14 protein-coding genes are annotated in these 15,497 nt (G+C 63.8%); 8 read left to right on the top strand and 6 right to left on the bottom strand.

The features are described from left to right. Positions 1–426 precede the first annotated feature (426 nt). The 7 genes from cuyB to B5E65_RS12095 all read left to right on the top strand — a co-directional run bounded on the left by cuyB (position 427) and on the right by B5E65_RS12095 (position 6,961). The gene (gene cuyB, locus B5E65_RS12125) at positions 427–1,155 is read left to right on the top strand and encodes a cysteate racemase (protein WP_242957550.1); all 729 of its coding nucleotides are present in this window, start codon (positions 427–429) and stop codon (positions 1,153–1,155) included. 58 nt (positions 1,156–1,213) lie between these two features. After that, positions 1,214–3,190, top strand: a complete 1,977-nt coding sequence (gene metG / locus B5E65_RS12120; RefSeq protein ID WP_087172029.1) for a methionine--tRNA ligase — start codon at positions 1,214–1,216, stop codon at positions 3,188–3,190. Next, a complete protein-coding gene (locus B5E65_RS12115) occupies positions 3,187–3,984 on the top strand; it encodes a TatD family hydrolase (RefSeq protein ID WP_087172028.1) in 798 nt (265 codons plus the stop codon). The genes metG and B5E65_RS12115 overlap by 4 nt, the downstream gene beginning before the upstream one ends. A 26-nt stretch (positions 3,985–4,010) precedes the next feature. Continuing rightward, a complete protein-coding gene (locus B5E65_RS12110) occupies positions 4,011–4,235 on the top strand; it encodes a methylenetetrahydrofolate dehydrogenase (protein ID WP_087172027.1) in 225 nt (74 codons plus the stop codon). Between the two features lie 124 nt (positions 4,236–4,359). Continuing rightward, on the top strand, positions 4,360–5,961 hold the full coding sequence (locus tag B5E65_RS12105) for a potassium/proton antiporter (protein WP_087172026.1): 1,602 nt from the start codon (positions 4,360–4,362) through the stop codon (positions 5,959–5,961). Between the two features lie 131 nt (positions 5,962–6,092). Then, entirely contained in the window at positions 6,093–6,410 is a 318-nt protein-coding gene (locus B5E65_RS12100; RefSeq protein WP_087172025.1) for a PadR family transcriptional regulator, read from the top strand. Beyond that, complete coding sequence (locus tag B5E65_RS12095; RefSeq protein ID WP_087172024.1) at positions 6,407–6,961, top strand: DUF2812 domain-containing protein; 555 nt, start codon at positions 6,407–6,409, stop codon at positions 6,959–6,961. Before B5E65_RS12100 ends, B5E65_RS12095 begins: the two co-directional genes overlap by 4 nt. 129 nt (positions 6,962–7,090) lie before the next feature. Here the strand turns inward: B5E65_RS12095 and nagA are convergent, their stop codons facing one another. From nagA to rlmB, 5 genes are all read right to left on the bottom strand, one after another. Beyond that, positions 7,091–8,221 carry an N-acetylglucosamine-6-phosphate deacetylase gene (gene nagA / locus B5E65_RS12090; RefSeq protein WP_087172023.1) on the bottom strand — a complete coding sequence of 377 codons (1,131 nt, stop codon included), beginning with the start codon at positions 8,219–8,221 and terminating at the stop codon, positions 7,091–7,093. A gap of 153 nt (positions 8,222–8,374) precedes the next feature. Then, positions 8,375–9,235 (bottom strand): putative manganese transporter, encoded by an 861-nt coding sequence (locus tag B5E65_RS12085; protein WP_242957549.1) that lies wholly within the window; start codon positions 9,233–9,235, stop codon positions 8,375–8,377. Positions 9,236–9,386: 151 nt separating this feature from the next. Beyond that, the gene (gene rbr / locus B5E65_RS12080; RefSeq protein WP_087172022.1) at positions 9,387–9,929 is read right to left on the bottom strand and encodes a rubrerythrin; all 543 of its coding nucleotides are present in this window, start codon (positions 9,927–9,929) and stop codon (positions 9,387–9,389) included. A 105-nt stretch (positions 9,930–10,034) separates the two neighbouring features. Further along, positions 10,035–12,635: a hypothetical protein gene (locus B5E65_RS12075; RefSeq protein ID WP_087172021.1), complete on the bottom strand. Its 2,601-nt coding sequence runs from the start codon at positions 12,633–12,635 to the stop codon at positions 10,035–10,037. 29 nt (positions 12,636–12,664) lie between these two features. Further along, entirely contained in the window at positions 12,665–13,447 is a 783-nt protein-coding gene (rlmB, locus tag B5E65_RS12070; protein ID WP_087172020.1) for a 23S rRNA (guanosine(2251)-2'-O)-methyltransferase RlmB, read from the bottom strand. Between the two features lie 462 nt (positions 13,448–13,909). On the opposite strand from rlmB, the gene fba reads away from it, so the two are divergent. Beyond that, positions 13,910–14,773 (top strand): class II fructose-1,6-bisphosphate aldolase, encoded by an 864-nt coding sequence (gene fba / locus B5E65_RS12065; RefSeq protein ID WP_087172019.1) that lies wholly within the window; start codon positions 13,910–13,912, stop codon positions 14,771–14,773. A gap of 525 nt (positions 14,774–15,298) precedes the next feature. On the opposite strand, the gene B5E65_RS16420 is transcribed toward fba, so the two are convergent. Further along, positions 15,299–15,497: hypothetical protein (locus B5E65_RS16420; RefSeq protein ID WP_206406310.1), on the bottom strand; the 199-nt coding region annotated here is incomplete at its 5' end.

Below are 15,497 nucleotides of genomic sequence, written 5' to 3'. Positions count from 1 at the left end.
AAAAATAACCCGATTTTGAATCAACTTTTCGAGCAGATATAGGATTGGAATTTCTGGTAAATTCACAATCAAACGTTTCATCCAATCGCGCAGATCGATCCCTGTAAGGATATGAACGATCCGGCCGAACTACCACAGAATTAAGAGGGCAGTCCAATGTACTGAACAATTTCGCGCGAGCGCCGTGTCCGGCGCTCGCGTTTTTTTGTTGTACGCAATCAGGAATACGCGGTTTCTTCCATCCCGGCCCGGCCGCTTTTTCCGCCGGGCGGCCGGGGGCGGCGGTTGCAAAACCCGCGGCGATATGGTACGATAAAACAGGCCATGGGCCCCGGTTTTTCCCACAGCGGAACCGGCGGCCGGGCCCGAAAATTCTGTGCGCCGCGCCCTTTCCTGCGCGCCGCCCGAAAAGGGGGGCTTTTGTTTTTGAAGCCTGTACAACAGCCCAAACATCCCGTGCTGGGCATTCTGGGAGGCCTGGGGCCCATGAGCACGGTCTACTTTTATGAGATGCTTACCAAGCACACCGTGGCCCACTGTGACCAGGATCATCTGGACATCGTGATCTCCAGCCGGGCCACCACCCCCGACCGCACCGCCTATATCCTGGGCCAGAGCCACGAGGACCCCTTTGCGGTGATGGAACAGGACGCCCGGATGCTGGTGGAATACGGCGCCACGCTGCTGGCTATCCCCTGCAACACCGCCCACTATTTCTACGACCGGCTTTCCCGCAGTTTGCCGGTGCCGGTGCTGAACATGGTGCAGCTGACCGCCCGCCAGGCCAAAAAGATGGGCTGCACCAAACTGGGTATCCTGGCCACCACCGGCACGGTGGCCAGCGGCACCTACCAGGCCGTCTGCGAGGCGGAGGGGCTGCAGTGGGCGGTTCCCTCCCCGGCCCGGCAGTCCGCTTTGATGGAGATCATCTACTGCCAGATCAAGCAGGGCCAGCGGGTGGACATGGCCCGCTTTATGGAAATTGCCGACGAGCTGCGGGCCGCCGGCTGCCAGCAGGCTGTTCTGGGCTGCACCGAACTGTCCCTGATCAAGCGGGACGAAGGGCTGGACAGCTTCTTCCTGGACAGCACCGAAGTGCTGGCCAAGGAAACCCTGGCCGTATGCGGCAAGCCCAGCGAAGGTTTTTCCTTCTGATGACGTTATTCCGGCGCCGTTCCATTCGCGGCGCCGTTTAAGAAAGGACAGAAGCAAGATGAGCGAGAAAAAAACATTCTACATCACAACCCCCATCTACTACCCCAGCGACAAGCTGCACATCGGCCACAGCTATACCACCGTGGCCTGTGACGCTCTGGCCCGCTACAAGCGGATGCAGGGCTACGACGTGATGTTCCTGACCGGCACCGACGAGCACGGCCAGAAGATCCAGGACAAAGCTGCCGACAAGGGCGTGACCCCCAAGGCCTATGTGGACGAGATCGTGGCAGGCGTCAAGGACCTGTGGAAGCTGCTGAACATCCGCTATGACCGGTTCATCCGCACCACCGACGAGTACCACATGGAAAGCTGCCAGAAGATCTTCACCAAGCTGTACGAGCAGGGCGATATCTACAAGGGCGTGTACAAGGGCCACTACTGCAAGCCCTGCGAAAGCTTCTGGACCACCAGCCAGCTGAAGGACGGCAAGTGTCCCGACTGCGGCCGTGACGTATACGAGGCCGAGGAGGAAGCCTACTTCTTCCGCACCAGCAAGTACGCCGACCGTCTGCTGAAGCTGTACGAGGAGAACCCCCAGTTCATCCAGCCGGAAAGCCGCAAGAACGAGATGATCAGCTTCATCAACCAGGGCCTGCAGGACACCTGCGTGTCCCGCACCACGGTGCCCTGGGGCATCCCGGTTCCCTTTGATCAGAAGCACACCATGTACGTGTGGGTGGACGCGCTGAGCAACTACATCAGCGCCCTGGGCTTCGGCAATCACGCCTACAACGACTACGACAAGTTCTGGCCCGCCGACCTGCACATGGTGGGCAAGGAGATCCTGCGGTTCCACACCATCCTGTGGCCCGCCATGCTGATGGCGCTGGATCTGCCCCTGCCCAAGCGGGTGTTCGGCCACGGCTGGTTGCTGCTGGACGGCGGCAAGATGAGCAAATCCAAGGGCAACGTGGTGGACCCGGTGGTGCTGGCCGACCGGTACAGCGTGGACGCCATCCGCTACTTCCTGCTGCGGGAGATCCCCTTCGGCAACGACGGCATCTTCAGCAACGAGGCCCTGATCAACCGCATCAACTCTGACCTGGCCAACGACCTGGGCAACCTGCTCAGCCGCACCGTGGCCATGGTGGAGAAGTACTTCGGCGGCACGGTGCCTGCCGTGCGGGAGGCCGGCGAATTTGACCAGGATCTGATCGACACGGTCAGCGCCATGCCCGACCGTGTGACCAAGGCCATGGACGAACTGCTGATTCCCCAGGCCACCCAGGAGATCTTCAAGGCCATCCAGCGGGCCAACAAGTACATCGACGAAACCGCCCCCTGGGCGCTGGCCAAGAACGAGGAGAACAAGCCCCGTCTGGCCATGGTGCTGTACAACCTGTGCGAGGCCCTGCGCTACGCCACCGTGATGCTGGCCCCCTTCCTGCCCGAGACCGCCGACAAGATGGCGGTGCAGCTGGGCCTGACCGAGGCCGACCGCCGCTTTGGCGAGCTGAAATTCGGCGGCAAGGCCGAGTACACCGTGCACAAGGGCGATGCGCTGTTCCCGCGTATCGATATGGCCAAGGAGCTGGCCGAGCTGGAAGCCCGTCAGGCGGCGGCCCAGGCCGCGGCCAAGGCGGCTGAACCCGCCCCCGCGCCCCAGCCCGCCGCCCCGGCCGAGCCGATCGAGCATCAGCCGGAGATCGCCTTTGACGATTTCTGCAAGGTGGAGATGCGGGTGGCCCAGGTGCTGACCTGCGAGACCCTGCCCGAGAGCAAAAAGCTGCTCAAGATGACCCTGTTCGACGGTGAGCGGGAGCGCACCATCCTGTCCGGCATCGCCAAGTGGTACAAGCCCGAAGATCTGATCGGCCGCAAGGTGGGCATCGTGGCCAACCTGGCCCCCCGTCCGATGATGAAGGGCAAGTACGTCAGCGAGGGTATGGTGATGGCAGCCGACACCGCCGACGGCGGCGCTTCGGTGGTCTTCTTCCCCGATGACGTGCCCGCGGGCAGCGGCATCCACTGATGGGGCCCATCTTTGACACCCACGCCCACTACGGCAGCCGCCAGTTCGACCCGGACCGGGACGCGCTGCTGGACGGTCTGCCCGGCCGGGGCGTGGCCGGCATCATCGACTGCGGCACCGACCTGGATACCAGCGAGCGGTGCCGGGCGCTGGCGCACAGCCGCCCCTGGATCTGGGCGGCGGCCGGCATCCATCCGGAAAGCCTGATTGAAGAAGATTCCTCCACCACCGTTCGTTTTGGCGGGGACTGGCGGGCCGAGCTGGCCGCGCTGCGCCCCCTGTTTGAGGACGAGCGGGTGGTGGCGGTGGGCGAAATCGGGCTGGACCATCACTGGCCGGTTCCCCGGGACGAGCAGCTGGCCTTGTTTGAGGCCCAGATCCACCTGGCGCTGGAGCTGGACAAGCCGGTAATCGTGCATGACCGGCAGGCCCACGAGCCCACCTATGCCCTGCTGCGCCGCTACCGGCCCCGGGGCGTGCTGCACTGCTATTCCGGCAGCGCCGAGGACGCGCTGGCCCTGGCGGAACAGGGATTCTACTTTGGTTTCGGCGGCGCGGTGACCTTCAAGGGGGCCAAGCGGGCGGTAAAGGCGGTGCAGGCCCTGCCCGCCGACCGCATCCTGCTGGAGACCGACTGCCCCTACATGGCCCCGGAACCGCTGCGGGGCCAGCGGTGCGATTCCGGCATGATCGCCCACACGGCGGCTTTTATCGCCGAGGTGCGGGGCGTTTCCCCGGAGGAACTGCTCATCCAGACCGACGCCAACGCACGGCAGCTGTTCCGGCTGCCCTGACCATACACAATACAGGAGGACATTCCATGAAAGCCCGTATCCCCAAACATCGTGAATTTGTGATTGCATTCCCCGAAGGCAGCGACGAGAAGCGCAACGAGGAAGCCTGGACCAAGCTGAACCAGATCCTGGAAGACTATAAGAAGCAGGGCAAGAGCGTATACACCCCGACCTTTATCGAGGATTGCCAGGCCCAGGTGGACGCCCTGAAGGAAGAGTACGGTTTCACCTACACCATCGAGCTGCGCTGAGCGGCATTCCGCCGTTCCGGCGCGCATACGCTGTATCAACCGACCCGCAGACGACCCGCCCCGCTCCAAGCCCGGCGCGCCGGCTGCGGGCCGTGCCGTTTCACCCGGAAAGGAGGGCCGTTTCATGAATCTGCTTTTGCTTCTCTGCGCGGTGGTGCTGCTGGCCAGCATCCTGGGCAGCAAACTGTCCGGCCGGCTGGGCATCCCCACCCTGTTTTTCTTTATCGCGCTGGGTATGCTGTTCGGCACCGACGGACTGCTGAAAATCGACTTTGAAAACTACCACCTGGCCGAGCAGGTGTGTTCCGCCGCGCTGATCTTCATTATGTTTTACGGTGGCTTTGGCACCAAATGGAGCGCCGCCAGGCCGGTGGCCCGCCAGTCGGTGCTGCTGAGCACCCTGGGGGTGGTGATCACCGCCGGGCTGACCGGGCTGTTCTGCCGGTTTGTGCTGGGCATGGGCCTGGCGGAGGGCCTGCTGGTGGGGGCGGTACTGGGTTCCACCGACGCGGCATCGGTGTTTTCGGTGCTGCGCAGCCAGCGGCTGAACCTGAAATACAACACCGCTTCCCTGCTGGAGATCGAAAGCGGCAGCAACGACCCCTGCGCCTACATGCTCACCGTGACCCTGCTGGCCGTGCTGGGCGGCACCGCCAGCGCCGGCCAGGTGGCGGTGATGCTGCTGGAACAGGTGGTATGGGGGGTGGCCATCGGGGTGGCGGTGTCCTGGGCGGCGGGGTATGTGCTTCGCCGCTGGCCGCTGACCGGCGGTCTGGACGGCATTTTCCTGATTGCGGCGGCCCTGATCGCCTACGCTCTGCCCACTCTGCTGGGCGGCAACGGATACCTGAGCGCCTATCTGGCCGGTATCCTGCTGGGCAACCAGGACATTCCCCGGAAAAAGAATCTGGCCGCCTTTTTTGACGTGTTCAACAACATGATGCAGATCCTGATCTTCTTTCTGCTGGGTCTGCTGGTGTTCCCCTCCCGGCTGCCGGCGGCACTGCTGCCCGCGGTGGGCATCGCGCTGTTCATGACCCTGATTGCCCGCCCGGCGGCGGTGTTTCTGCTGCTGCGGCCTTTTCGAGCGCCGCTGAATCAGATGCTGGTGGTGTCCTGGGCGGGGCTGCGGGGCGCGGCCTCTATTGTGTTTGCCATCGTGACCACCGTCTCCCCCGCCTACGGGGATGAGAGCATCTTTCAGATCGTGTTCTGCGTGGTGCTGCTGAGCATCCTGATTCAGGGTACTTTGCTGCCGCAGGTGGCGCGGAAAGCCGGTATGATCGACCGGCACGGCAACGTGCTGCGCACCTTCAACGACTATTCGGAGGAGACCAGCGTAGGCTTCATCCGGGTGGATGTGGACGCGCAGCACCCCTGGCGGGGAAAGCCGATCCGGGATATCACCGTGTTTCCCGGCACCCTGATTGCGGCCATCCTGCGGCAGGGCAAGGCCATTGTGCCCAAGGGCGACACCTGCCTGGAGGAGGGCGACGCGCTGATCATCGGCGCCAAGGAATATTCCGGGCAGGACGGCATTGAACTGAGCGAAATTCTCATTGACCCGGACAGCCCGCTGGTGGGCAAAACCCTGCGGGAGGCGGATCTGCGCAAGGATTCGCTGGTGGTGCTGATCCAGCGGGAGGGGCACGACATCATCCCCGACGGCGAAAGCCGCCTGTGCGCCGGGGATATGCTGGTGCTGTACTCGCGGCACGGCGCATAGACACGCTCCCTGAAATTATGGGTCGGAATTATCCGGCCCATTTTTATTTTCGCTTGACAAAACACTCGGCAGACGATATACTATATACATCGGGAGCCGATATAACGGAAAGTGATAAAGGAGGCGGCATCATGGCAGAAGTGACATCGGCGCTGACCGAGGCGGTGTTTTACATTCTGCTGTCCCTGGGTCAGCCGCTGCACGGGTACGGCATCATGCAGCGGGCAGAGGAACTGAGCAATGGCCGGGTCAAGCTGGCCGCGGGCACCCTGTACGGGGCACTGACCACCCTGCAGGAAAAGGGCTGGATCGAACCGGCAGGCGGCGAGGGGCGGCGCAAGAGCTACCGCATCACCCCCGCCGGGCGGGCGGCAGCCCGGGCGGAACTGGCCCGGCTGCAGGAACTGACACACAACGGAGAAACCATCATCGGGAGGTGGACGGAATGACCGGCAAGGAAACCAAAACCTGTTTCAGATCCTATACGGCCTGGCAGTACCAGGAGGAAGTGGACTGGATGAACAAGATGGCCGCAGAAGGCTGGGCACTGGAGCGCACCAACGGCTTTGTACACCATTTCAGCCGCTGCGAGCCGGGCGCCTGGATCATCCGGCTGGATCGTCCGTCCTTCAAGATGAGCAGCCCGGAAGGGCAGGAATACCTGGCCATGCTGCACGACTTCGGCGCGGAATGGGTGGGCGGCGTAAACGGCTGGATCTATCTGCGCCGCCGGGCCGATCAGGGAGAATTTGAGCTGTATTCCGACCTGGCCGGCAAGGAACACCTGCTGCTGAGGGCCCGCAGCCAGATGCTGTTTGTGCTGGCTCTGGCACTGGTGGGCTGGCTGGGCAGCCTGCTGCTGGCTGTTTGCAGCAGCGAATCCTTCATGGCCGTCTATCCGGTGATCTATCTGTCCATCCCCATCGCGGTAGTGCACGGCCTGACCCGGCTCAACCGCCAGCTGAAAGCCGTACGCCAGGAACGGCAGCTGCATGAATAAAATCCCTGCGGGCCAAGCTATTCCGGGGACATGGGGGGAACGCTGTTCCCCCCGTGTCCAGCAAAAAATCCAGCAAAAAAGGGAGCGCGTTCCTGTCGGAACGCGCCCCTTTGGCGTTTTGTATGTGGCTTACTGGCGCTTGCCGCCGATGAAGATAACTTCCGGCTGCAGGGTGCCCTTGTCCATGACCAGCACGTCGGCGCGCTTGCCGGCGGTGATGCTGCCCAGTTCGTCGAACAGGCCCACGGCCTTGGCCGGGTTGATGGTGGCAGCCTTCAGAGCGGTCTCCACCGGCACACCGAAGCCCACAGCGCGGCGGAAGCACTCGGGCAGGCAGGTAGCGCTGCCCGCGATGGTGCCGTCCTCCAGGGTGGCCTTGCCGTCGGTCATAAAGACCTTCTGGCCGCCCAGGCTGTACTCGCCGTTGGGCATACCGGCAGCCCGCATGCTGTCGCTGATCAGGCAGACACGGTCGGCGCCGAACAGGCTGAAGACCGCACGCACCACAGCCGGATGCAGGTGGATGCCGTCGCTGATCATCTCCACATGGGCGGCGTAATCGCTCGCCGCGCCCACCACGCCGGGAGCCCGATGGGTAAAAGCAGGCATGGCGTTGAACAGGTGGGTGGTATGGGTAGCGCCGTTGGCAAAAGCCTCCTTGGCCTCGTCATAGGTGGCGCTGGTGTGGGCGATGGACACGGTGCACAGCTGGCTGGCCTTGCGGATGAACTCCACCGCGCCGGGCAGCTCGGGGGCCACGTCCACCAGACGGATGTTGCCGCCGGTCAGGTCATACAGACGCTTGAACATGTCGAAATCCGGGTCCACGATGTATTTCTCGGCCTGGGCGCCCTTCTTGGACTTGTTGAAGAAGGGGCCTTCCATGTTGACGCCGCGCAGCACAGCGCCTTCGCCCTCTTTGCCAAAACGAGTGTTGGCCGCCTCGAAGATGCCGGTCAGGATCGGCTCGTCAAAGGCCATGGTGGTGCCCATGAAGGTGGTAACGCCCACGCTGCCCTCGTAGCGGCTGATGGTGCAGATGTCCTCGGCGGTGCCGTCGCAGAAGTCGCTGCCGAAGGCGCCGTGCATATGGATATCCACAAAACCAGGGGTCACATACTTGCCGGTGCAGTCCAGCACCTCGTCCCCTTCCAGGGTATTGGCGGGAGCCACCCGGACGATCCGGTCGCCCTCCAGCTCCACGTCGGCCGGGATGAAGCGGCCCAGATCAGTAAAAACAGAACCGTTGCGCAGAATCATGAGTAAAGCACATCCTTTCGCCTATTGCATCAGGCCGGGGCCCATTGCCCCGCGCATATCTCTGCCCTTATTGTATCACAAGGGGGCGGGCCAAAACAGCCCGCCCCCTGCGAAAGGCGCGATTGTACAAATTTTGTGGCGTTTGGTCATCACTCACAGCCCGGCCAGCGCCAGAATCAGCCCCGCCGCGGTACCCAGTGCCCACAGCAGCAGGGTGATGAACAGGTTCTGCTTGCGGCTGGGGTTGGTCTCCCACAGCACCAGCAGGCCGATGCCCGCGCCGCTGCACAGCCCCGCCGCCACGCTGCTGAAAGGCAGCGTACCGGACAGGTACAGCTGGGTAAGCAGCACACTGGAAGCGCAGTTGGGGATCATGCCGAACAGCGCCGCCACCGCCGGCTGCAGCGGGCCCAGGCTGGCCAGGAAAGCAGCGATGGCCTCGTCACCGATCGCCTCCACCACCAGCCCGATCAGCAGGCTGAACGCAAAGATATACAGGTAGATCGAGATGGTATGCCGCAGCGCCGCCAGGAAGATATTGCTGTGCTCGCCGTGTTCCTCATGGCAGTCTACCTCGTCGGCGTGGCCGGTGTAGCCGCCCACCAGACCGGCGGGCAGCAGCGGACGCAGCACGGTATCCAGCAAAAGACCCGCCGCCAGCGCCCAGACGATCTTGACCGCCAGCAGCCCGGCCAGCGCCGGCCATTTTTCCGGCATGGCCATCAGCAGCGGCACCGCCTCGTCGCTGGTGGCCAGGAACACCGCCATCAGGGTGCCCAGGGTGATCACCCGGCCGCCGTACAGATTGGCCGCCATGGCGGAAAACCCGCACTGGGGCACGCAGCCCAGCACCGCGCCCGGGATGACCCCCCAGCGCCCGCCGCCGGCCAGCGCCCGCTCGATGCGCTGGCCCTGCCGCTGCTCGATATATTCAATAAACAGATACGCCAGATAGAGGAACGGCAGCATCCGCAGCGTATCCTCCAGCGTATGCTCCAATACATGCAGGAACAAAGGTACTCTCCTTCCGCCGGAAAATCCGGCCCGGGGTTAGATAAAATTCGGAATGTGTATCAGTATAGCACAGTTTTCCCGGCTGGCCAAGGTTTTTACCACAAAAAGCCCCGTCTGCCGCTGCAGACGGGGCCGATCAGGCAACAACCAATCAATAATTGGTGGGACGGATCACAAAGTAGGCCTGGGGATGGGCGCAGACCGGGCACACCTCGGGGGCGTGAGTGCCGATGTGCACATGACCGCAGTTGGTGCAGATCCACACCTGCTGGGTCTCGCGGGCAAAGACCTGGCCGTTGTTGATGTTCTCGGCCAGCTTGCGGTAGCGCTCCTCATGCTCCTTCTCGATGGCGGCCACACCGTCAAACAGACGGGCGATCTCGTCAAAGCCCTCCTCGCGGGCCTCCTCGGCCATCTTGGAGTACATATCGGTCCACTCGTAGTTCTCACCGGCAGCGGCGTCCGCCAGGTTGGTCAGAGTATCGGGCACTGCGCCGCCGTGCAGCAGCTTGAACCACAGCTTGGCATGCTCCTTCTCGTTGCCGGCAGTCTCCTCAAAGATCGCGGCAATCTGGTTGTAGCCGTCCTTCTTGGCGCGGCTGGCGTAGTAGGTGTACTTGTTGCGGGCCATGCTCTCGCCGGCAAAAGCGGTCTGCAGGTTGGCTTCGGTACGGGTGCCTTTCAGGTCTTTCATGGGGGAATGCTCCTTTCTTTACTCAGGTTTTGTATTAAATAGGAAGTATTCTTGTTTTCTGCTCTCAGTATACATGGTGCGCGCAAAAAAGTCAAGCGAAACCGCTCAATATTTGCGGATCAGGGGCAGGGCCAGGGTCAAAGCGGCCCAGGCAGCGTGATACAGCACCATGGCGGGCAGGGCCAGCCCCACCAGGCCGCCGGTAAAGGCCAGCAGCACCGCCATCAGGCAGCCGATCCCCACCGACACAGCCTGCACCAGATTGGCGCTGCTCTCGGCAGCCACCGCCCCGGCAGCCGCATCCATGCCGCCCACAAAGGAGGCAAAGGAGCCGATGTGCAGCATACAGCCGTCCGAGGCGGGCTGGTAGGCGGTAGCCGGGGCCAGCGCTGCCAGGTCGGAGGCTTCCAGCACCTTGATGCAGCCCTCGGGCAGGCTGTACACCTGGCTGACAAGGGTGCTGTTCAGGGTGAAGTCATCGCTCTTGACCAGCACCGAGATGCCCCGGCCATGCAGCCGGTGCAGCACCCGGCGGGTAGAGGGATTCGCCTTGTAGCTGACCAGGAACATGCCGAACAGCCGCCCGGACACCGCCAGGTAAACCAGTTCCCGGCCGCCGCGGGTGTAGCGGCTCTCATAGTCCCGGGAGGGGGTGTCCACCCCGTGCTTGCGCATCAGTTCCCGGTTGCCCACCAGCACCCGGTTGTTCTGCACCCAGCCGGTGAAGCCCAGGCCGGGCTCGTTGGTCAGGTTTTCCACCGGGAACAGCATCTCGGTCTTGTTCTGGATAATGGCCAGGAACACATCCCGCAGGGTGTCGCAGCCCTTGACCAGCACCGAAGCGGCGTACAGGATGGCCAGATCGATGCGCTCTTTCTCAAAGGTCTTGATGCCGTGCAGCCGCACGCATCCGGCGGGGAACAGGTCCCGCGCCCCCACCAGGATCATGTTGGCGCTGCCCAGTTCTTCCTGGGCGCTCCAGCCGGGCACCACCGCCCCCACGCGGGAGGCGCTTTTCTGCAGCATCAGGCTGGGCACCGCGCTGACCAGGGTGGCGCAGACCGGAGCTGCCAGGCAGAGGGTGCCCGCCAGGGAGGACACCGCCGTCAGGGCAGATTTGCCGATCACCGCGCCGCCGATCAGAGCCACAACGCCTGCTGCCAGCTGGCCCCAGGCCAGTTTGCGGGCCAGCGCGTCGCCGGGCCGGGCGGAGAAGCTCTGCCGCATGAAGCCCCGCATCAGTTCGGTGGGGCGGCTGATCAGCAGCGCCGGGTCCGGCTCGCCGGTACCGGCGGCCAGCCGGGCGGTCAGTTCCCGGTTGTGCACCAGATAGGCGGCCTCCCGGTCCAGCCCGGAGGTAACCGCCTGGAAGTTGCGGCTGATCACGCCGTTCATCATCCGGCGGCCCGCCGCGTTAAAGGCCAGCAGCAGCACCGCAGGCCCCGCAAACAGGGTCACGGCGGAGGGGTCCCAGGCTTTGCCGGCAATCAGGCAGGCGGCCAGCTGCACCAGCGCGCCCAGCCCCGCAAAGGTGGCCAGGGTATCCGGATTCGGGTTTTTGGCCAGCCCGGTCAGGCCGGAGGCCAGGGTGGGGAAATTCACTACCAGCGCCGCCAGCAGCAGGATCAGATTTACTGCCAGGAACGCCCCCGGCGCCATGGCCGGGTCGATGGGGGCAGGCGCCGGGACCCCGGCCAGGCTGGCCGACATTCCCAGATACAGCAGCGCCACGCCCAGCACGCCGGTGAGGGCCACCCGCAGCGACAGGTTCGCCCCGGCGCTTTCCAGCTTGGTCTGAACGGCGGGGCCGTCCTCCAGGGTCTCGTACTCGGTGCTCTGCACCGGCTCTTCGTCCACGTCCTCCGGTTCCCGGCTGCCAAACAGCCGGGGCCGGCCGCCGGTGCGGTCGTCGGGTTCCCGATCGTCCCGGTCCAGCTCGATGGGGCGGGTGGCGTCCTCCTCTTCAGAGTATGCTTCCACCCGCTGGGGCGCTACCTTCAGCTTGATCTCGCCCACGGCGCCCCGCAGGTTGATCTCGCCGGTGGCCTCCATGGCCTCCTCCCGCTCCGGCAGCATCACGGTGTCGCCGCTGGAGTCATGCTTGGCGGCGCGGCCCTTGCGCAGCCGCTGCCACAGGCTCACCCGCTCGGTCTCTTCCTGTTCGTCCGGCACCACCGCCACACTCTCGGTGAAAAAGCGGGTAAACTCATCGTCCAGGGTCAGGCTGTCCTCCAGAGAGGGTCTGCCCGCCGGCTTTGCCGCTTCCCGGGTGGGGGCGGTATCTGCGGCGGGCGTATGCCGGGCGGGCTTCTCCGCCGGGCGGGCCGGGGCCGCGCCGAACACATCCCCCAGCCGGATCTCGCCGGTGGCTTCCTGCACCGGCTCCTGACGGGCCGGGACAGGCTTTTCCGCCGGACGGGGCTGGGCTTTCGGCGCATTTACCGGCCGGGCCTGGGCCGGTTTCGGCTGCGGAGCTGCCTTGGGCTGGGCCGCGGGCTTGGGCTGCGCCGCCGGTTTTGCCGCCTGCTGCCGGGGCTGGGCGGGCTTCTGTGCCGGACGGGCCGTCGGCACCGGGTCGCTTTGCAGCCCCAGACCGGCCAGAATATCATCCACCGCGGCATCGCTGGCCCCGGTGTTGGAGGCGTTTTCCACCCCCAGCCCTTCCAGGATCTGTTCTACCGGATCATTGGATCGTTCACGGGCCATGATCGGTTCCTCCTCTCTGCACGCCGGTATCAGTTTTGACGCTGGCGCATGATCTCATACAAAATGATGCCGGCCGCTACCGACACATTGAAGCTGTCCACCCCGGTGCCGCGGGCCGCCATATCCAGCCGCACCGCCCCGTCGCACAGGCGGCGCACCAGCGGGCTGACCCCCGCGCCCTCGGCCCCCATCACCAGCGCCAGCGGGCCGGTCAGGTTGGTCTTGTGGGGGGGCTGGCCGTCCAGGTCGGCACAGTAGACGAAAACATTCTGCTCTTTCAGGCGGCGGATCGTCTCCCCGATGTTGGCCACCCGGGCCACCGGCAGGCGGGTCGCCGCCCCGGCGCTGCTCTTGATTACGGTGGGGGTCAGCTGGGCGCCGCCCCGCTTGGGGATCACCACCCCGTGGGCCCCGCACAGCAGCGCCGTGCGGATCACCGCCCCCAGATTGTGGGGGTCTTCGATGCCGTCCGCCAGCACCAGCAGCGGATCCTCCCCTTTTTCGGCCGCCGACGCCAGCACCTCGTCCAGGGTGGCGTACCGGATCATGCTGGCAAAGGCCGCCACGCCCTGGTGGCTTTCGGTGCCGCACAGGCTGCGCAGCTTGGCGGGATGCACCCGCTTGACCACCGCGCCCGCCTGCTTGGCCAGCGCTGTATAGTAGGAAGCCACCTGGGGGGCCAGCCCGTCGGCCAGCAGGACAGTGTCCACCCCCGCGCCGCTTTTCAGCAGCTCGGTGACCGGATTTTTGCCGTAGACCAGGCCCGCGTCCTTTTCTGCCGCGCCGCCCGTATGCTTTTGCTGTTCGCTCATCGTATCCTCCCGTGTCCCCCTGTCGAATACGCGCCCATATACGCGCGGGGACGATCCTCTTTCAGTATACCATTCCCACGGCGCTTTTTCTACCTTTTTTGCTATGGTTCCGGGGCGGGATAATTTTTCCCGTTTTGTAAAGCCGGTTATACAACAGGTAATCGGGCGTTGCTGTTTTCCACATGTTGAAAACCCTGTGGAAAATGTTCAAAAGTGGCCATTTCATCGGTTTAAGTTTTTCGTTCTCCACCGTTTCAACCGAGTTTTCAACAGTTTCCCGCACAAGGTTTCAACATAACTGTGCGTTGAAAACGCTTTACCCGGCCCCGCCGCGCAGATTGGGACGTAAAGGCGCGAAAATGCCGATTGATTTTGTGCCGGATTTGGGCTATACTGTTAGGCAGAGAAGGACAGGCCCGCGCAAAGCGGGGGTACCGATCAATGATCAGGAGGAGTGCAACGATGCTGGTTAGCGCAACCGAAATGCTCAAAAAGGCCCGTGACGGTCATTATGCCGTGGGTCAGTTCAACATCAACAACCTGGAGTGGACCAAGTCCATTCTGCTGGCCGCGCAGGAGGCCAACAGCCCGGTGATCCTGGGCGTGTCCGAGGGCGCCGGCAAGTATATGACCGGTTACAAGACCGTGGCCGCCATGGTCAAAGCCATGGTGGAGACCCTGGGCATCACCGTGCCGGTGGCCCTGCACCTGGACCACGGCAGCTACGAAGGCGCCAAGGCCTGCGTGGAAGCCGGTTTCAGCAGCATCATGTTCGATGGCAGCCACTACCCCATCGAAGAGAACATCGCCAAGACCACCGAGCTGGTGGAGCTGGCCCATTCCAAGGGCATCTCCATTGAGGCCGAGGTGGGCAGCATCGGCGGCGAGGAAGACGGCGTTGTGGGCGCCGGCGAAGTGGCCGACCCCGCCGAGTGCAAGAAGATCGCCGATCTGGGCATCGACTTCCTGGCTGCCGGTATCGGCAACATCCATGGCAAGTACCCCGCCAACTGGAAGGGCCTGGACTTTGAGGCTCTGGACGCCATCCACAAGGCTACCGACGGTATCCCCCTGGTGCTGCATGGCGGCACCGGCATCCCCGAGGATATGATCAAGAAGGCCATCAGCCTGGGTGTGAGCAAGATCAACGTGAACACCGAGTGCCAGCTGAGCTTCGCCGCCGCCACCCGCGCCTACATCGAGGCCGGCAAGGACCTGCAGGGCAAGGGCTTCGACCCCCGCAAGCTGCTGGCTCCCGGCGCCGAGGCCATCAAGGCCACCGTGCTGGAGAAGATGGAGCTGTTCGGCAGCGTAGGCAAGGCCTGAGCCGCTCGTCTGTAAACGAAACAAACCCCGCCGTACCGGGATGCCGGTACGGCGGGGTTTTTGTTTTGTCGCGGTTTACACCGCTTTCTCCAACTGCATGACCACGACCGTGATGTCATCGGGCGGCAACAGCTGCGAGATAAGGCAGCCCTTTCGAGGGCTGCCGCATCCGCAGATGTCCGCTTACACAGCGGACGGATACGCAGGGCAGTGGGGGCCCGGGCAACGCCCGGGGTGGCCGGAGGCCATTCATCCCACGCCCGTAGTATCCGGGAGCGGCCCGAAACGCACAGCCTGTTTTACACCGCTTTCTCCAACTGCATGACCACGACCGTGATATCATCGGGCGGCAACAGCTGCGAGATAAGGCAGCCTTTCTAAAGGCTGCCGCATCCGCAGATGTCCGCTTACACAGCGGACGGATGGGCAGGCGTGCAGGGGCCCCGGCATCGCCGGGGGTGCCCGTAAGGGCATTTATCCTGCATGCCTGACCATCCGGGAGCGGCCCGAAACGCACAGCCTGTTTTACACCGCTTTCTCCAGCTGCATGACCACGACCGTTATATCATCGGGCGGCAACAGCTGCGAGATAAGGCAGCCTTTCTTAAAGGCTGCCGCATCCGCAGATGTCCGCTTACACAGCGGACGGATGGGCAGGCGTGCAGGGGCCCCGGCATCGCCGGGGGTGCCCGTAAGGGCATTTATCCTGCATGCCTGACCATCC

Source organism: Gemmiger sp. An120 (assembly GCF_002160955.1).
Classification (GTDB): Bacteria; Bacillota; Clostridia; order Oscillospirales; family Ruminococcaceae; genus Gemmiger_A; species Gemmiger_A avium.
Note: the sequence above shows the minus strand (reverse complement) of the source record. Positions and strands in the feature narration are given on the sequence as shown.